We start from the raw sequence: 16,330 nt of genomic DNA, 5'->3' as shown, positions 1-16,330 counted from the left end.
GAGAGATACTTATGAAGGGAAAAAGAATTCTGTTCATGGTGCTGCTCCTGGCGGCTGAATCTGAGCCAAACTTCGCCGCACTTCCGTGGCGAAAACTGGATGCTGTCCAGTCCGAGCGTGTGCTGCGTGTTCCGGCAGAGGCATACGACTGAATGGGACGTCCGCCTTCTGTCAACCGCTTCATGGGGATGGGGCAGCTGTATGGCGCCACGGCAAAAATCGTTGACTATGCAGGTATTCCTGCGACACGCCCCTGTGTCCCGCTCCTGCCTGCGACATCGACAGAGGAGTGATACACTCGAAATGGGATGCCCCGAGAGCTGATGAAGGCGTCCATTTCTTCCCTTTTTCCGGAATTTATGGTATCCTATGGAAGAAGCAATTGTGTTGTTTTCAGGGAGGAAGAGATTATGGCGGAGTATACGTATACCGTGGAGAAGACGTGTCCAATCTGTGGGGAAAAGACGCACGTGACGAAGATGAAGGCACGTCTCATCACGCTCAGCACGGACGAGGACTTCTGTGTGCATTACAAGGATGTCAATCCATATCTCTATCGTGTCTGGCTGTGCGAGCACTGCGGCTTTGCGGCGGATGAAAAGCAGTTCGCCGAGGGTGCGATTAACCCACATGATAAGGCAAAGATCAAGGATCTGCTCGCGGGACGAAAGATCAACCTTCCATATACGGAGGAGCGCACGGCGGATGAGGCGATCCGCGCCTATAAGCTTGGACTTTACTTTGCTGAACAGCTGGGCTGGCCGCTGCAGAAGCAGGCAGGCTACCGCATGGGTATGGCATGGGTCTACCGCGATACGGAGGAGCACGAGAAGGAGGAGGAGTCCCTGCGCCGTGCCGCCGAGCTCTATGAGAAGTCCGTCATGAAAGAGCACTATCCCATCAACGGCATGACCGACAACATGGCGATGTATATTGCGGGGGCGGCGTACTACCGCATCGGCGACTTTGAGAAGGCAACACAGATGCTCTCGCGCCTCATGGGCGATCAGGAACTGAGAAAATCCGATGCGAAGCTCTTTGAGCGTGCGCAGAATCTCTGGCTGGATCTGCGCGAGAAGAAAGCAGAAGCGGAGAAGGAAAACTAATGGCGATTGATCTTCCGGCGCAGTGGGTGGAACAGGCACAGCGCATCGACTGGGACAGTGTGTGTGCGGCAGTGGCAGACTACGGTCCTGCTCTCACGGTACTGCGCGATACGTGGGATCGTGAGACGATCCGTGAGATTGCGGACGGGCACCTCTTTGTCCGCGATGCCGTACTGAATGATGCAATTGCGCAGAGTCTCGGGACAGATGGTACAATCCGTTCCGTGCAGCTCACCTCACATGAAAACGGGCGCCTGGATATCGTCTGCACGACAGGGAAAAAATACAAAAGGATTGAGCTTTCGGGAATCATTAAGGAGTTTGTCCATACAGGGGACAAGTCTTACGCCGTCTACCATGTGGAGAAGAAAAAACTTCCTGATCACGGTTTTGTCTCGTGGCTCTTCTCACGATTGTCGCTCTCGATGGTTGAGCGCATGGTCGGACGGCTCGATGTATCGGATCGTATCCCTGTGGATATCAAGGGAAACAATATAACGGTGGACTTTCACGATGTTCTTGCCGCGTCGCGTCTCGGCATGACGGAGTTCCGCGGACACCGCCTGCTGGATATGGTGGAGATCGAAGGGGCAGCCGTGAGGGACGGCGGCATTATGTTCGACACGCGGCTGAATGTACCTGATGATGTAAAGGATGCACTGCGTGCGATCTTGAAGGAAAAGACCACAGCACCGCAGGATAGTGCAGCAGAAGGAGACAAAAATTGATGAGGCAATTGGTAAAGCTCTTGTGTATGGCCATGCTTGCCGCATTCATCCAGCCGCAGGCGGCGGATGCGGCGAAGGCGGAGCCGGTGACAGAGAAGATCATCTTCATCCCTCATGACAGCCGCCCCATCTCGAGTACACAGACGGCAGACGTAGTGACAAAGGCGGGCTATGATGTTGTTGTTCCGCCGACGGAGCTGCTCGGCAGCCGTGAGGATCTGGGACATCCCGATCAGCTCTGGACGTGGCTGCATGAGAATATTGCACAGCCGGGCGTAAAGGCGGCGGTCATTTCCTCAGATGCGATGATCTACGGCAGCCTCGTTGGCTCGCGCAAGCACGTCGAGCCGCGTGCACAGGTACTTGCACGGGCATCGCGCTTTGAGGATCTCCGGCGTGAGAGCCCGAAGGTTCCGCTTTATGTCTTTGGCTCAATCATGCGCACGCCGCGTTCGGGCGAGGCGTCCGGGCATGAGGAGCCGGAGTACTACCGCCGCTACGGTGCGGATATTTTTCGCTATACCGTCCTGCGTGACAAGGAGGAAGTCGAGGGACTTTCCCGCCGTGAGCGCAAGGAGTATGCCTTCCTTACGCGCCTCATTCCCAAAGAAGCTCTGGCGGACTGGATGGGACGCCGTGAGAAGAACTACGCTGTCAATGAGTTTCTGATCAATCTTATGCGCAAGAAGGGGACGTTCCGCTATCTTGCGCTCGGACGTGATGATAATGCGCCGTTTTCCCAGACGCACCTTGAGAGCCGTCATCTTTCTGCGGCGGGGGCCGACCTCGGCAAGACACGGTTCCAGACCATGGCAGGCATCGACGAGATCGCCCTCCTTATGCTGACGCGCGCCGTGAATGAGCAGCGGCATGAGGTGCCGTTCGTATTTGTTCAGTACAACTGGGGACGCGGAGCGGACACAGTTCCTGCGTACTCCGATGAAAAGATTGCCACGTCGATCGGCGATGCGGTGGCTGCGGCAGGCGGGCTGAGTGTGCGTGCACCGGAAAAGGCAGATGTCGTTCTCGCAGTGAATACGAACCCTGACGGGCACACCTACGAGGCAAATATGCCGAGCAATGACGGAACGCCGCGCGAGGGCACGGCATACTTCGCCGATCTTGTATCCGATTACGTGGCGAAAGGCTATCCTGTTGCGATTGCTGACATCGCCTTTGCCAACGGCTCGGATAATGCGCTCATGGCAGAACTCCAGCGGCGCAGTCTGCTCTATAAGATCCGCGCCTATGCAGGATGGAACACGCCGACGAACAGCTCGGGATTCGCCCTCGGTGAGGGGATGCTCGTCCGCCATATGGACGCGGATGCCGTTGACCATCTGCTGACGACGCGTTATCTCGACGACTGGGCGTATCAGGCAAACGTGCGCAACGTTATTGCACGCCAACTCACATGGCTGCGCGGCGATGGATTCTATGGCAGCCTTGGGACGAAGAAGGATGCCGTTTCCGTACGCTCCTCGCGTATGATGAATCGGTTCATTGAAGCAAATCTGCCGCCTGTCATGGAAAACGATACCGTGGAGGTAACCTTTCCATGGAACCGTATGTTCGAGGCAGACATCCGGCCCGAGCAGCGTGGTTTTGCCTATTCGTTCCTGGAGGGAAAAAAATGATGCACTGAGATGGTGCTGAATTTATCAGAACCTCCGTATATAGAAAACACGACTGCCGTTTTTGTGGATGGCAATCGTGTTTTTGTTTTCTTTGAATGGCCCTGAATCGGGGCGTCGGCTCAAAAGATCGAGGCCTGTACTGCTTACATCGGCAAGATCGGATTAGATGCCGCCCCACATAAAAACTTTTCATGTCGCCTTCCGTGTGCAGACCGACCTCACTGCTTTCTGTAGGATTTCCACGCACATATGAATCGAGAAGACAGGTTGGTTCTTTCTCTGTTTTTCACGCCATGTCAAAAAATTCCTTTAGTCAGCATGGGGCTTTGTGCGATAGAATATAGTAGAGCAATCTGAACAGCTTGTTCACCAGCAATGAAGGAGATAGATAAAAAAGTGATTTCATCCAAGATTCGATTCCCTGTCATCGTCGTGGGGGTCTTTGTCGCCGCGATTCTCGCGGCACTCTACTTTGCAACGTTCGGACGTATGGCAAAGGCGGATCCAGCCGAGAGCATTCAGCTCTACTGTGATGCTTTCGTGCGGCAGGATGAGGAGGCGCAGAAGCAGCTCGCATCCTATGGTGCGTCGACGGACGCATTTAATATGAAGGCAGCGTTTGCAAATGCCCTCCAGACGGCGGGGGCGAACCTATCGCCTGAGGAGGCGGCGGAGATCGGTGATGCCTATATGGAGTCTCTGCAGAATGCAGCGATCGAGACGGCGGTCTCCAATCAGGGCGAGAATCGGGCGACAGTCGAGGTAACGGTGACGCGGTTCAACATAATGGGGGCACGCGAGAAGGCGACTTCGCTCATGCGTTCCCGTATGAAGCTGGACGCGACCCCCGAGGAGCTGCGGAGGACAGCCGTCGATGCGACGGCTGACGCCTATCGGGAACTTCAGCCGATGGGGACGGCAACATTCTACGTTCCTGTGCGCTACAACGAAAAGACCCGCATCTGGGACCCCGCCGACCCCGTGCAGTTTGGCTTTGATCTGTCGAAGCAGACCATGGGCGTAGAATAGGTGCCCCGCCAGCTGCGAAAAAAGCCTCCCCCGCTTGCGGGAGAGGGGGATCGCGAAGCGGTGAAAGGGGGAAGCCGTAAACTATCGAGGATATACACAATAGAGAGGAGCATCGATATGGCAAAGGCAGACTGGCAGCATACCGATCAGACAACGGCAGAGGGGAACCCGCGCCGTCCCGAGGGGGCTGCGGGGCGTGCGATGCTTGCACGGATGAATGAGAGCCATGCGCGTCTCGTGGACTGGGGACTTGGGCATCTCACGCTGCGCCCCACGGATACCGTTCTCGACATCGGCTGTGGGGGCGGCAGCACTCTCGCACGAATAGCAGAGCGTGTGCCGGCGGGACATCTCGTCGGCATCGACTATGCCGAGACCTCAGTGGAGGCATCGAGAGCCTTCAATGCCGCGTTGATTGAGAGCGGACGGATGGAGATCCTGCACGGTTCGGTCGAGGCACTGCCGTTTGGCGACGGGGATTTTGATGCAGCTGTGACGGTGGAGAGCTTTTACTTCTGGCCGTCCCCCGAGGATAGCCTGCGGGAGGTCGCACGGGTTATGCGCAGGAGCGGCAGCTTCCTCCTGCTCGCAGAGATCTGCGGGCGGGACGACCTGCCGGAGGGCACGCGTGCCAAGGTGGCGGAGTATGGGCTGACGAATCCGACGCCGGCAGAATTCGAGCGACTCTTTTGCACAGCGGGATTTCACGAGGTACAGATTTACTTCAAAGAGGGGGAATACTGGATCGCAGTGCTGGGGGTGCGGTAAAATCTTCCTTGTCAAAAAAAGACTGCCTAGGCAGTCTTTTTTATGTCGCTATTTTATCTGTTCCTGCACGAAGCGGATGAACGCATTCGTCTCTTCCTGATCGTGCAGCTTTGCCATGTACATCTGATTTCCCATCTGCGGCCACATGACCTCGGGCAGACGCTCGCACATAACTATGCTGCCCGCATAGCGGCAGATGATCTCCTCGTGTGTGTGTACATAGCGGTGAAAGTCGCGCCGCCCCGCGTAGGCACAGCAGCAATGCTCACCCAGGTCGGGGAGGAGGCGGCGGTTCGCCGTAATCATATCCGCCCAGATCTCATAGACGTCAGTGGAATGTGCAAAGTTGGTCATATCCATGGTGTAGCCGCCCGCTGGGCGCATATTAACCTCGAGTCCAACGTAGTCGCCGACGGCACCGAGCCCTGGCTTTTCCTCGGTCAGACGGAAGAACTCGAAGTGGACGAAGCGGCTGTGCACACGAAATGCCTTCAGCGCGGCACGCCCCATCCGCCGTACGGTATTGGGGACGCTGGCAGCCGTATAGTAGGAGAGATCAAGCTGATAGAGAACGATGTCCATGACGGTCGGCGGCCAGATGGTCATGGATTCAAAGATCGGGTTGGCATCCGCATCGACGATGGCGTCGTAGGAACATATATCACCTGCGACAAATTCCTCGATGACGTAAGGCACCTCGGGTTTTGATGCGAAGAAATGGCGCAGCTCGTCATGCGTATCAATGCGATAGGTACCCATTGCACCGGCACCGACATCGGGTTTGACGATGACGGGCCAACCGACGGCATCCAGGAATTCCTCGGCGGCATAGAGAGTGGTCGCACGGACGAGGCGTGCGGTCGGGATACCCGCCTTCTGGTAGAATGCCTTCATGCCGGCCTTGCTCTTGATGTGCTCCATGTCCGCACTGTGCCATCCTGTGCGGATGTTGAAGTCCGTCCGCAGACGAGCATCGCTCTCGAGCCAGTGTTCGTTGTTGGACTCGATCCAGTCGATGCGTCCATATTTGAATGTAAAGAATCCCACGGCGCGCAGCATCTGGTCATAGTCGTCAAGTGCAGGGACAAAGTAGTACTCAGTCAGTGCTTCGCGCACTTCACGCCCTAGATGGTCATAGGGCGTGTCGCCGATACCCAGGACGTTGACTCCCTTTTTCTTCAGACGATCACAGAAATTCCAGTAGACGTGCGGGAACTGTGGAGATATAAAGATAAAGTTCATGCCGTACCCCACGATCAAGTCTCTGCAAGTATTTTGTTTATTGTTTGATAATTACAGATTATCGAATTTTTAACTTTTTGTCAAGACGGCTGTATTGTCTGCTCCTTAGGGCGTAAAAAAGAGCACACAACGTTTTGTGGTTTCTTCAATTTGTGTTATAATGGAGACTGATTTTTTAATTGTACTGTGCGGACGAGGTTCGCACCGGAGAGGAATGAGACAAACAGCATGATTCGGATGAAAAATGTCTCAAAAATATATGAAAATGGGGCGGTGGCACTCGACCATGTGAATATTGAAATCACCAAGGGAGAGTTTGTCTTTGTTGTCGGGGTAAGCGGTGCAGGCAAGTCCACGTTCATCAAGATGCTTTTTCGTGAGGAACTGCCGACGGAGGGAGAACTTTTCGTCAACGGACACGATGTTGTGCACATGGATATGAAGGATGTGCCATATCTGCGGCGCGGCCTGGGCGTTATCTTCCAGGATTACCGTCTTCTCTCGGATAAGACCGTCTATGAGAATGTGGCGTTCGCGATGCGCGTCATTGAGGCACCGCGCCAAATGATTCAGCGACGTGTCAATGCTGTGCTCGACGTAGTCGGACTGCGCGACAAATATCGTGATTTTCCCTCGCAGCTCTCAGGCGGTGAGCAGCAGCGCGTGGCCATAGCCCGCGCCATCGTCAACGACCCTGCCATCCTCATCGCTGACGAGCCAACGGGGAATCTCGACCCGGAGACAAGTTGGGATATTATGGATATTTTCAAGCGAATTAATGCGGCAGGGACGACGATTGTCATGGCGACGCATGACAAGAACATTGTTGATACAATGCAGCGCCGTGTTGTCGCCATTGAGGACGGCAAGATCGTGCGCGATGAGCAGCGCGGGGGGTACGGATATGAAGATTAGGACGGCGGAGTACTATGTGCAGGAAGTTTTGCGCTCTCTGCGCCGCAACAACTGGATGACATTTGCGGCGGTCGGTACGGTCGCTGTCTCTCTTTTTATCCTCGGCGTGTTCCTTATCCTTGCCCTCAATATGAACCGTGCGGCATCGATGCTTGAGTCGCAGGTGCAGATCAGCGTCTATATGAAGGATAGTTTGAGCGAGGATGCGGAGCAGGAACTCGGTGCAAAGATCAAGGCCCTCCAAGGCATCGAGTCGGTAAAATACGTCAGCCGAGAGGAAGCGAAGGAGCGCCTGTCGGAGCGCCTGGGCGAGCAGAAGTATTTGCTCGATGCGCTCGGGGACAAGAATCCACTGCCAAACGCATATGAGGTGACGGTACGTCAGCCGGACATGGTAGAGACGGCAGCAAAGCAGATCGAGCGCATGGACGGTGTGGAATCCGCCAAGTACGGGCAGGATGTGGTGGAGCATCTCTTTGACATCACGCGTCTTGTGCGCCTGTTCGGGGTACTTTTGATTCTTCTGCTCGGCGGTGCAACGATCTTTATTATTGCAAATACGATTCGCCTGACGGTCTTTGCGCGGCGGCGCGAGATCGCCATTATGAAGTATGTCGGTGCGACAGATGAGTTCATCCGCTGGCCATTCGTTCTTGAAGGCGTTGTGCTTGGCTGTATCGGCGGTGTGATCTCCTCCTTTGTCCTGCGCAGTTTCTATGCAGGTGTTGTGAATAAGGTCTATGATACATTGGCGTTCTTCCCGCTCATTCCGCAGTCACCGTTTATGATGTATGTGGGCATCGTGATTGTCCTGCTCGGCATGGCGATTGGTGCAGCAGGTGCGTGGGTATCGCTGAAGCGTTTCCTGAAGGTGTAAGCAATGAATGCAGTGACAAAACGAATCCTCTGTACGCTGCTTGCCGGGTCTGTCCTCACGGCAGGACAGGGATGGGCGGCAAGTCTTGAGGAGGAACGCGACAGCTACGATGCACAGGCAGAGGAACTGGGCCGTCAGAGCGACGCGCTGGCGGGGAAGATTGACTCACTCTCGGAGCAGAAGCGGATTCTGGATGAGGAGGCAAATGCGGCGATCGCAGCGCATAAAGAGCGCCGCGCAGAGCTGAACAAAACGCTCGAACGCCTCGAGGAAAACGAGGAAAAGCTTGCGACGACAGAGCGTGAGTATGACCGCAAGAGTACGGCACTTGGGAAGCGTGTGCGTGACATCTACATCAACGGGCAGATTTCCTATGTTGATGTGCTCTTTGGCGCGAAGGACTTCTCCGATTTTCTCACGCGCATGGATCTCCTCAAACGTGTCATCAAGCAGGATTATGATCTCGTTCATGCCGTGCTTGCCGACCGCGACGCAATGCGTGCCATCAAGAAGGAACTGGAGGAGGATCGAGCGGCGCAGGAACCGCTCGAGAAGGAAGCGCGCGAGGCTCGTCTTGCAATGGAGGAGAAGGTCGAGAAGCAGCGTGCAATCATTGAGCAGATGAAATACGACAAGGCGACCATCGAGCGCAAGCAGGATGAAGCACGTGCGGCATCGGAGCGCATTACGCGGATGCTGCAGCGCAGTGGACTGCGCAACCTTCCCGTGCAGGGATCAGGGGCGATGATTTGGCCGCTCGGAGGACCGATCACGTCGGACTTTGGTTGGCGCATTCATCCGATCACAGGCGCACAACGGTTTCACAGCGGCATCGATATTGGCGGTGATTACGGTGATGCAATCTGTGCGGCACAAGCGGGGACGGTGGAGTACGCGGGCTGGATTTCGGGGTATGGCAACGCCGTCATCATCAACCACGGCGGCGGCATCTCGACGTTGTATGGACACTGTCAGTCACTGAACGTCAGTGTCGGCGAGAGCGTTTCGCAGGGCGATGTGATCGCCTACTGCGGGTCTACGGGAAATTCGACGGGGCCGCATTGCCACTTTGAGGTGCGCGAAAACGGAGAGCCGGTCAATCCACTGTCATATTTATAAGTGCGATAGCTTTCTGTTCATCAATGAATTGAAGAGGATATGAGCAAAAAAAAGATTGTTTTGACTGTCATTGCCTCTGCCCTATGCGGCAGTATGCTGACGGTGCTTGCAGCGGGGGTGTTTCTGCGGTCGGCGGGCATCTACGGCGACGATGTCCTGCGCCTTTTCGGCGTAATGAAGTTCATCCAGTCGCGCTATGTGGACGCGCCCGATACAAGTGTTCTCGTGGACGGCGCAATCGATGGAATGGTTGCTTCTCTCGGCGATCCTCACTCCGTCTATATGCCGCCCGAGGTATTTCGTACACTGCGCCAGCAGACCGAGGGATCATTTGGCGGGATCGGTGTCACGATGGGGTTTAAGGACGGAACGGTAAAGATCATCTCCGTCCTTGACGGGACGCCCGGTGCAGCGGCGGGATTGCGTGCGGGGGATGAGATCCTTGCCGTGGACGGTATACCGACGAATGAACTGCCGAGTGAAGAGGTTGCCCTTCGCATCCGCGGCGAGGTCGGGACGCAGGTTACACTGCACATTTTGCATGACGGCGCGGAGCAGGATGTGACGATCACGCGCGATGTGATACAAGTACACTCTGTGCGAGGTGTGATGGTCGACGGAACGACGATCGGCTATATCCGCATTGCCTCATTCGCCGAGCATACGGGGGATGAGTTTGCTGCAGAGATGGCGCGTCTTGGCGAGGCGGGCATGACTTCCCTCATTCTTGATCTGCGCGAGAATCCGGGCGGGCTGATTACGAGCTGTGTTGCCGTTGCCGAGCAGATCGTGCCGGCAGGGCCGATCGTCTCCGTTATCAATCGTGATGGGGACACAGAGGTCTATCGGTCACATCTCAGTGCGCGGAAGTATCCTATTGCTGTGCTCATCGATGAGAACAGCGCGAGCGCGTCGGAAATTTTGGCGGGGGCGCTGCAGGACACGGGCGCGGCGACCATTGTCGGTACGACTTCCTACGGAAAGGGATCAGTGCAGGCGGTGATGCCGCTTTTCCATGATGATGGGCTGAAGCTGACGATCGCGAAGTACATTACGCCAAACGGCCGTTCCATTGACGGTACGGGCATAACGCCCGATATTGCTGTTGACCGCACGCCTGCGGATACGACGGATGTGCAGTTCGAGGCGGCGAAGAAGTATTTGGAGGAGCATCCAAATCTCTGAGAAATGAATTCTAAGGGAAGAATAACAGTGCTTTAAGAGAAATGTAGCGCCCTTGCCGTAGCATGGGCGCATTCTTATCAGCAAGTGAAAACTGAGGTGGTCATAATGAAAAGAAGGCGGCATGGACGGCGTGCCCTTGCCGCGCTCCTGCTGGGGGCGGCGCTGACATTCCCACTGCCTGCGGACGCGATGCAGCTTAGCCTCGAAGATGCGATTGATACAGCACTTTCGGCGAATACAGGGCTGCGCATCACGCGCGAGGGAGAGCGCTCTGCCGATGCTGCTCTGCGTCAGGCGCGCGGGAAGAACAGCATTTCGATTGGAGCGAGCGATAGTCTGCGTACGTCAAAGGCGAGTGATGCGAGTGAGCAGGTGAGCAACGGGATCAGCCTCTCGGCAAGTCTGCCGCTCTACAGCGGCGGAGCGAATGAGGCACGGATTCGTTCGGGTGAGATTGGCGCACATGCGGCACAACTGACGACCGAGCGTGCGCGCGAGGAGCTGAAGTATGAGGTCATTGCCGCCTACTGGAACGCAGCGGAAGCGGCGAAGAAGATCGAGGTTCAGCGCGACAGTGTGGAAAAATACGATGCACATCTTAAAAATGTCAATGCGCTCTATGAGGCAGGCGCACAGGCAAAAATCGATGTCATTCGTTCCTCGGTGGAGCTGTCGAACGCCCGGCAGGAACTCATTCGTGCTGAAAGCAATTATGAGGTGAGCCTCGCGACACTGCGCAATCTGCTGAACATTGACCGCGCAGAACCGCTGCAGCTGACAACAGAGGTTGCCTATGAGCCGTTCGGTACAGCGCTGCCGGACTGTATCTCCTACGCACGGCGTATGCGGCTTGACCTTGCGGCACAGCGAGAGACTCTGCAGCAGCGCGAGCTGGCTGTGGATATCGCACGTGCAGGGAAGAAACCAACGGTGAATCTGACACTCGGCACAGGGCTGACGAGTCAGTTCCGTCCGCGCAGCAAGACGTCCTCCGATGTGTCTGCTGCCGTCGGTGTCAACTGGAATATCTTTGACAGCGGTGTGACGCGCGGTGCCATTGAGGCGGCAGAGGCGGAACGCGATATCGCTCTGCTGAACGTAAAGAAAACAGAGGAGACGATTGATCTGGACCTGCGGAAGGCGTACCTCAATATGCGCGAGGCAGAGCAGCGTTTTACCTCAACAGGAGATGCCGTACGTCAGGCGGAGGAGGACTACCGCATTGCATCGGAGCGTTACCGTGCGGGCGAGGGCATCCTTCTTGATATTCTTGACGCACAGACGGCCCTCACAACAGCACGGCAGAATGCGCTTAGTGCGCGATATGACTATGTACGCTATCGTGCGCAGGTGGAGAACCTGATGGGGAAGGAGCTCACAGCAGAGGAGCACAAAGCGGCAGAGGGACTGCCTGCCGTAACGCCGGAGGAACGTACGGCTGCACAGGCGGCTTACGCTGAAGGGACAGATGCGGCAGCGAGGGGGGCACAGCCATGAGGAGAAGAACGATCATCGGCATCGGTGCTTTGACAGTGGCGTTGATTGCCGGCGGCAGTTACTGGTATTACACGCAGAGTGCGGCACAGGAAGCGGCGAAGGCGGTCTCGACCGTCGATGCCGCACGCATGAATATCAAGTCCACGGTTGAGGCAACGGGTACAATACGCCCCGTGGACTCCGTTGAGGTCAGCTCGAAAATCACGGCGCGCATCAGCTCCGTTCTCGTCAAGGAGAATGATACCGTAACAGCGGGACAGGTCGTCGCGACACTCGACGGAAAAGACTATGAGGCAAAGCGTGACCAGGCGCAGTATCGCGTGACGAATACGCGTGCGAAGTACAACCGTATGAGCTATCTCGAGAGCATTGGAGCAAAGTCAAAATCCGATCTGGAGGATGCGGCATATAACTACGATACGGCGCAGTCCACGCTCGAAGAGGCGAATTCTGATGCAAATGAGACGATCATCACCGCACCGATCTCGGGGGTGGTCGTCGGCGAGCCCAAGAATGCGGGGACGATGGCAGTGCAGGGCTCGGACAATCCGACGGTCATCATGCGCATCGCGGATCTCTCCAAGAAGCAGATCAAGGCGAAGGTGGATGAGACGGACATCGGCAGCATCCGCATTGGACAGTCTGCAACATTCAGTGTGGATGCTTTTACGGATAAGACCTTTACGGCACGCGTCTCCAAAATCTCTCAGACGGATGTGACGAACAGCTGGGATACCAGCTCGTCAAGTTCTTCCTCCGCATCATCGAGTGCGAGCGTCATCTACTACTATGTCACGCTCGATGTGGATGATCCGGACAACCTGCTCCTCCCGGCGATGACGGCGCGTGTCGTCATTGACACGGCGGACAAAGATGATGCCCTTGTCGTGCCGCTCTCTGCGCTTAAGACGGACACGGCAGGTGCGTATGTGTTCGTGCTGAACGACGATGGGACACAGGAACAGCGCTATGTCGAAACCGGAATTTACAGCGATGAATACGTTGAGATCCTGTCGGGGCTGAGCGAGGGCGAGCACGTCGTGAACAGTTATACGGCGAAGAAGTCGACGGGCGGCAGCCAAGATCACGGCGGACCTCCGCCGATGTGATCGGAGGTCATGATGCAGAGCAAAGAGACAAGTACGATTCGTCTGCGCGGCATCCGCAAGGTCTACCGTATCGGCGGTGAGATGCTGGCCGCACTGGACGGCATCGACCTCGATATCCGACGCGGGGAGTTCGCTGCGCTCATGGGACCCTCCGGCTCGGGCAAATCCACGCTCATGAACATTCTCGGCTGCCTTGACCGTCCCTCGGAGGGGTCGTATCGGCTCGACGGCGATGAGGTAGCGGGCCTCGACGACGATGCACTTGCCATGACGCGCAACAAGAAGATCGGTTTTGTCTTTCAGAATTTCAATCTTCTTCCGCGCATCTCGGCGCTCGACAATGTCGCTCTGCCGCTCGTCTATGCGGGGTGGGGGCGGCATGAGCGGACGGAGCGCGCACAGGAGATGCTCGCCGCCGTGGGGCTTGGCGACCGCGGACAGCATCTGCCGAATGAGCTCTCGGGCGGACAGCGCCAGCGTGTCGCCATTGCGCGTGCCCTCGTCAACGATCCGCATATCATCATGGCGGATGAGCCGACGGGCAACCTCGATACGAAGTCCACGACAGAGATCATGGACATCTTTGAGCGGATGCACGAAAAGGGACACACGATCATCCTCGTCACCCATGAGCCGGAGATCGCCCTGCGCGCGAGCCGTCAGCTTCTCGTGCGTGACGGGAAGATCACGCGTGATGAGGGGAAGGGGGTCGTGATGGATGTTGTTTAAGGAATGCTTCGGCATGGCGGTGAATGCACTGCTCGCCAACAAGCTGCGCTCCCTCCTCACGATGCTCGGCATCATCATCGGCGTAGGCGCGGTCATCGCGATGGTCTCTATCGGCATGGGCGTGCGCACGAGTGTCTCGGACTCCTTCGCGAGTCTCGGGTCGAATATGCTCATCGTCATGCCGGGCTCGTCCAATCAGGGCGGTGTGCGCGGCAAGGCGGGCACGCGAAAGTCCCTGAAATACGACGATGCGAAGGCGATTCGGAGCAAGATCAAAGGCATTGACTATGTATCGCCCACCGTCTCGAGCTCCTATCAGGTCGTGAACGGCAACCTCAACTGGAATACGCAGGTGGAGGGAGTTACCCCGGAACTGATGCAGATTCGCTCGCTGAAGGTGGAGAATGGGACATTCATCACGACGAGTGATATGCAGAAACGCAGCCGCGTTGCTGTGATTGGCCCGACGGTCGCATCCAATCTCTTTGGCACAGAGAATCCTGTCGGAAAGAATATCCGCATCAACAATCAGCCGTTCAAGGTCATTGGCATCACGGCGAGCAAGGGGCAGTCCATCGGACAGGATCAGGACGATGTGATCTATATCCCCCTGACGACGGCGCAGGAGCGCATGCTTGCCATTACGTATGTGCACTCCATCAACATACAGGTTTCCTCGCCTGAGAAAATGGATGAGGTGCAAGCAGAGATCGAAACCCTTCTGCGTCAGCGGCATCACATCCGCACGGGCGCGGAGGACGACTTCAACGTCCGCAACATGACCAGCCTCATGGAGAGCTTTACCGAAAACACGAATATGCTGACGCTCCTCCTCGGCTCGATTGCGGGCATCTCGCTCCTCGTCGGCGGCATCGGCATCATGAACATCATGATGGTCTCCGTCACGGAGCGCACACGCGAGATCGGCATCCGCAAGGCACTCGGCGCTACCTCGTCAAACGTTCTCATGCAGTTCATGATTGAGTCCATGGTCATCGGAATCGTCGGCGGCGTAATCGGCATTACGCTCGGCATTTCTCTCTCGAAGCTCATTGGCAGCTTTGGTGAACTCAAGACCTCCATTGAGATACTGCCGATCCTCGTCTCCTTTTCCTTTGCTGTCGGGATCGGTCTCTTCTTCGGCATCTATCCTGCCCGCAAAGCTGCCCGCCTTGACCCGATCGATGCACTGCGGTATGAGTGAAAACAAATAAGAAGAATCCCCTCACGGAAAAGCAGCCATGAGGGGATTCTTCTTGTTTTTGGGAAATTGCTGATAAAACAGTAAGATATTCGTGTCGAATTTATCAGGGCTTCCCTAGATAACCGAAGCGTATTTTTCATATTCCGACGATGGAATTTTGAGTGCATCCATTGCCTGTGGCAGCGTAAGACGCATACTGTCCATCAGGTTTCTGAGTGCACTGACGCGTTCCTCTTCCCGTCCTTGAATGTATAGAGCCTTTCGCGAGCCACCGCGCGTTCCCTTATGGGAAAGTACGAGGTTCATAATCTTCAGCTGTTCATCCGTTAGTTCAGGACCGTCGTTATCTGGCAGTGTTTTAGAGAATTCCGCGTTCATAGGCCCTCCTTTCTTTTTCCGTGGCTTTTCGAGCCGAAATAAGACGTAAAATATCGTTTTCGCGTTCTGTATAGACAACGGATAATAAACCGTCAACCATACCGATGGTTACAAAGCGATCTTCGCCTGTACTATGCATTATATCATAGTACTCAATTCGGTTCGCATCGAGGAAAATGCGTCCTGCCGTTTCAAAAGATATGCCGTGTTTCCTTCGATTGATTTTTTCTTTTTCCGTATCCCATTCAAGAAGGAATGCACCGATCTTTATCTTTGCATCAGCCAACGCAGCACCTCCTCACAGTCAATGGAGAAAGTTGAGCAAGACGGTTTACTTATTGATAATCAGCGCCATAAAGACGAGATCCTCGGTCTCGGAGGCATTGGCAATCGCGTGCACTTCGCCGTCCGCGCAGAATGTTGTCGTACCTGCTCCAATCTCGATCTCCTTGCCATTATCGTTGTAGCGGGCACGCCCCGAGAGAATGTGATACGTCTCCGTATTGCCCTCGTGCTTGTGTGCGCCCATCGACGCATGGGGCGGGATCGTCACACGCGCGAACATGGCGCACTTGCCGTCCAGTTCCTTCGGCGTGAGGAGCTTCTGAATGTGGATCGTACCGTTGCCGCCAAAGCGCTTCTCGGCATCAATGTGCTCTGATTCGATGATTGCCATGAGTGAATCTCTCCTTTGTCCATACACATAAGATTCGATACAATGAACGATGAAGCACGCAGAAGAACGTGCTATATTCTAAATATTCGCGGTGGAGTCCTATTTTCCTTTTTATGATTTATAAATTGAGT

At 55.6% G+C, this 16,330-nt stretch carries 19 protein-coding genes; 15 read left to right on the top strand and 4 right to left on the bottom strand.

Features of this window, described 5'->3' with window-relative positions:
- Window positions 1-11: 11 nt before the first annotated feature.
- From HMPREF0908_RS10975 to HMPREF0908_RS08025, 7 genes are all read left to right on the top strand, one after another.
- A complete protein-coding gene (locus HMPREF0908_RS10975; RefSeq protein WP_006690988.1) occupies window positions 12-152 on the top strand; it encodes a hypothetical protein in 141 nt (46 codons plus the stop codon).
- Window positions 153-293: a hypothetical protein gene (locus HMPREF0908_RS10970; protein WP_006690987.1), complete on the top strand. Its 141-nt coding sequence runs from the start codon at window positions 153-155 to the stop codon at window positions 291-293.
- Between the two features lie 117 nt (window positions 294-410).
- Window positions 411-1,106, top strand: coding sequence for a DUF2225 domain-containing protein (locus tag HMPREF0908_RS08045; protein WP_040572638.1), 696 nt, complete (start codon window positions 411-413; stop codon window positions 1,104-1,106).
- Entirely contained in the window at window positions 1,106-1,834 is a 729-nt protein-coding gene (locus tag HMPREF0908_RS08040; RefSeq protein ID WP_006690985.1) for a hypothetical protein, read from the top strand. The genes HMPREF0908_RS08045 and HMPREF0908_RS08040 overlap by 1 nt, the downstream gene beginning before the upstream one ends.
- On the top strand, window positions 1,834-3,471 hold the full coding sequence (locus HMPREF0908_RS08035; protein WP_006690984.1) for a DUF4127 family protein: 1,638 nt from the start codon (window positions 1,834-1,836) through the stop codon (window positions 3,469-3,471). Before HMPREF0908_RS08040 ends, HMPREF0908_RS08035 begins: the two co-directional genes overlap by 1 nt.
- A 396-nt stretch (window positions 3,472-3,867) precedes the next feature.
- Window positions 3,868-4,500, top strand: coding sequence for a hypothetical protein (locus HMPREF0908_RS08030; protein WP_040572637.1), 633 nt, complete (start codon window positions 3,868-3,870; stop codon window positions 4,498-4,500).
- Window positions 4,501-4,617: 117 nt separating this feature from the next.
- Complete coding sequence (locus HMPREF0908_RS08025; protein ID WP_040572636.1) at window positions 4,618-5,268, top strand: class I SAM-dependent methyltransferase; 651 nt, start codon at window positions 4,618-4,620, stop codon at window positions 5,266-5,268.
- 48 nt (window positions 5,269-5,316) lie between these two features.
- Here the strand turns inward: HMPREF0908_RS08025 and HMPREF0908_RS08020 are convergent, their stop codons facing one another.
- On the bottom strand, window positions 5,317-6,510 hold the full coding sequence (locus tag HMPREF0908_RS08020; protein WP_006690981.1) for an ATP-grasp domain-containing protein: 1,194 nt from the start codon (window positions 6,508-6,510) through the stop codon (window positions 5,317-5,319).
- 228 nt (window positions 6,511-6,738) lie between these two features.
- Here HMPREF0908_RS08020 and ftsE point away from each other — a divergent pair, with 228 nt between their 5' ends.
- The 8 genes from ftsE to HMPREF0908_RS07980 all read left to right on the top strand — a co-directional run bounded on the left by ftsE (window position 6,739) and on the right by HMPREF0908_RS07980 (window position 15,145).
- Window positions 6,739-7,425 (top strand): cell division ATP-binding protein FtsE, encoded by a 687-nt coding sequence (ftsE, locus tag HMPREF0908_RS08015; protein WP_006690980.1) that lies wholly within the window; start codon window positions 6,739-6,741, stop codon window positions 7,423-7,425.
- On the top strand, window positions 7,415-8,302 hold the full coding sequence (gene ftsX, locus HMPREF0908_RS08010) for a permease-like cell division protein FtsX (RefSeq protein ID WP_006690979.1): 888 nt from the start codon (window positions 7,415-7,417) through the stop codon (window positions 8,300-8,302). Before ftsE ends, ftsX begins: the two co-directional genes overlap by 11 nt.
- A gap of 3 nt (window positions 8,303-8,305) precedes the next feature.
- Window positions 8,306-9,421: a murein hydrolase activator EnvC family protein gene (locus HMPREF0908_RS08005; RefSeq protein ID WP_006690978.1), complete on the top strand. Its 1,116-nt coding sequence runs from the start codon at window positions 8,306-8,308 to the stop codon at window positions 9,419-9,421.
- Window positions 9,422-9,460: 39 nt separating this feature from the next.
- Window positions 9,461-10,606 carry a S41 family peptidase gene (locus HMPREF0908_RS08000; RefSeq protein WP_006690977.1) on the top strand — a complete coding sequence of 382 codons (1,146 nt, stop codon included), beginning with the start codon at window positions 9,461-9,463 and terminating at the stop codon, window positions 10,604-10,606.
- 105 nt (window positions 10,607-10,711) lie between these two features.
- Entirely contained in the window at window positions 10,712-12,103 is a 1,392-nt protein-coding gene (locus HMPREF0908_RS07995; protein ID WP_040572635.1) for a TolC family protein, read from the top strand.
- Complete coding sequence (locus tag HMPREF0908_RS07990) at window positions 12,100-13,212, top strand: efflux RND transporter periplasmic adaptor subunit (RefSeq protein WP_006690975.1); 1,113 nt, start codon at window positions 12,100-12,102, stop codon at window positions 13,210-13,212. The genes HMPREF0908_RS07995 and HMPREF0908_RS07990 overlap by 4 nt, the downstream gene beginning before the upstream one ends.
- A gap of 12 nt (window positions 13,213-13,224) precedes the next feature.
- Window positions 13,225-13,941, top strand: a complete 717-nt coding sequence (locus HMPREF0908_RS07985; RefSeq protein ID WP_040572634.1) for an ABC transporter ATP-binding protein — start codon at window positions 13,225-13,227, stop codon at window positions 13,939-13,941.
- Window positions 13,931-15,145 carry an ABC transporter permease gene (locus HMPREF0908_RS07980; protein WP_006690973.1) on the top strand — a complete coding sequence of 405 codons (1,215 nt, stop codon included), beginning with the start codon at window positions 13,931-13,933 and terminating at the stop codon, window positions 15,143-15,145. Before HMPREF0908_RS07985 ends, HMPREF0908_RS07980 begins: the two co-directional genes overlap by 11 nt.
- A gap of 114 nt (window positions 15,146-15,259) precedes the next feature.
- Here HMPREF0908_RS07980 and HMPREF0908_RS07975 read toward each other — a convergent pair whose 3' ends face one another.
- From HMPREF0908_RS07975 to HMPREF0908_RS07965, 3 genes are read right to left on the bottom strand one after another with little or no spacing between them, the layout of a single operon-like run.
- Entirely contained in the window at window positions 15,260-15,523 is a 264-nt protein-coding gene (locus HMPREF0908_RS07975) for a hypothetical protein (RefSeq protein WP_006690972.1), read from the bottom strand.
- A complete protein-coding gene (locus HMPREF0908_RS07970) occupies window positions 15,504-15,809 on the bottom strand; it encodes a BrnT family toxin (protein ID WP_006690971.1) in 306 nt (101 codons plus the stop codon). Before HMPREF0908_RS07970 ends, HMPREF0908_RS07975 begins: the two co-directional genes overlap by 20 nt.
- A gap of 45 nt (window positions 15,810-15,854) precedes the next feature.
- A complete protein-coding gene (locus HMPREF0908_RS07965; protein ID WP_006690970.1) occupies window positions 15,855-16,199 on the bottom strand; it encodes a cupin domain-containing protein in 345 nt (114 codons plus the stop codon).
- Between the last annotated feature and the right edge of the window lie 131 nt (window positions 16,200-16,330).

The organism is Centipeda flueggei ATCC 43531, assembly GCF_000160695.1.
Classification (GTDB): domain Bacteria; phylum Bacillota; class Negativicutes; order Selenomonadales; family Selenomonadaceae; genus Centipeda; species Centipeda flueggei.
This window is presented reverse-complemented; position numbering and strand designations above follow the sequence as displayed.

Coding starts and splice junctions, on each gene's coding strand:
- HMPREF0908_RS07995 (WP_040572635.1), top strand. CDS start 10,712: ATGAAAAGAAGGCGGCATGGACGGCGTGCCCTTGCCGCGCTCCTGCTG.
- HMPREF0908_RS08005 (WP_006690978.1), top strand. CDS start 8,306: ATGAATGCAGTGACAAAACGAATCCTCTGTACGCTGCTTGCCGGGTCT.
- HMPREF0908_RS07990 (WP_006690975.1), top strand. CDS start 12,100: ATGAGGAGAAGAACGATCATCGGCATCGGTGCTTTGACAGTGGCGTTG.
- HMPREF0908_RS07975 (WP_006690972.1), bottom strand. CDS start 15,523: ATGAACGCGGAATTCTCTAAAACACTGCCAGATAACGACGGTCCTGAA.
- HMPREF0908_RS10975 (WP_006690988.1), top strand. CDS start 12: ATGAAGGGAAAAAGAATTCTGTTCATGGTGCTGCTCCTGGCGGCTGAA.
- HMPREF0908_RS07980 (WP_006690973.1), top strand. CDS start 13,931: ATGTTGTTTAAGGAATGCTTCGGCATGGCGGTGAATGCACTGCTCGCC.
- HMPREF0908_RS08020 (WP_006690981.1), bottom strand. CDS start 6,510: ATGAACTTTATCTTTATATCTCCACAGTTCCCGCACGTCTACTGGAAT.
- ftsE (WP_006690980.1), top strand. CDS start 6,739: ATGATTCGGATGAAAAATGTCTCAAAAATATATGAAAATGGGGCGGTG.
- HMPREF0908_RS08035 (WP_006690984.1), top strand. CDS start 1,834: ATGAGGCAATTGGTAAAGCTCTTGTGTATGGCCATGCTTGCCGCATTC.
- HMPREF0908_RS08045 (WP_040572638.1), top strand. CDS start 411: ATGGCGGAGTATACGTATACCGTGGAGAAGACGTGTCCAATCTGTGGG.
- HMPREF0908_RS08025 (WP_040572636.1), top strand. CDS start 4,618: ATGGCAAAGGCAGACTGGCAGCATACCGATCAGACAACGGCAGAGGGG.
- HMPREF0908_RS10970 (WP_006690987.1), top strand. CDS start 153: ATGGGACGTCCGCCTTCTGTCAACCGCTTCATGGGGATGGGGCAGCTG.
- HMPREF0908_RS08000 (WP_006690977.1), top strand. CDS start 9,461: ATGAGCAAAAAAAAGATTGTTTTGACTGTCATTGCCTCTGCCCTATGC.
- ftsX (WP_006690979.1), top strand. CDS start 7,415: ATGAAGATTAGGACGGCGGAGTACTATGTGCAGGAAGTTTTGCGCTCT.
- HMPREF0908_RS07965 (WP_006690970.1), bottom strand. CDS start 16,199: ATGGCAATCATCGAATCAGAGCACATTGATGCCGAGAAGCGCTTTGGC.
- HMPREF0908_RS07985 (WP_040572634.1), top strand. CDS start 13,225: ATGCAGAGCAAAGAGACAAGTACGATTCGTCTGCGCGGCATCCGCAAG.
- HMPREF0908_RS08040 (WP_006690985.1), top strand. CDS start 1,106: ATGGCGATTGATCTTCCGGCGCAGTGGGTGGAACAGGCACAGCGCATC.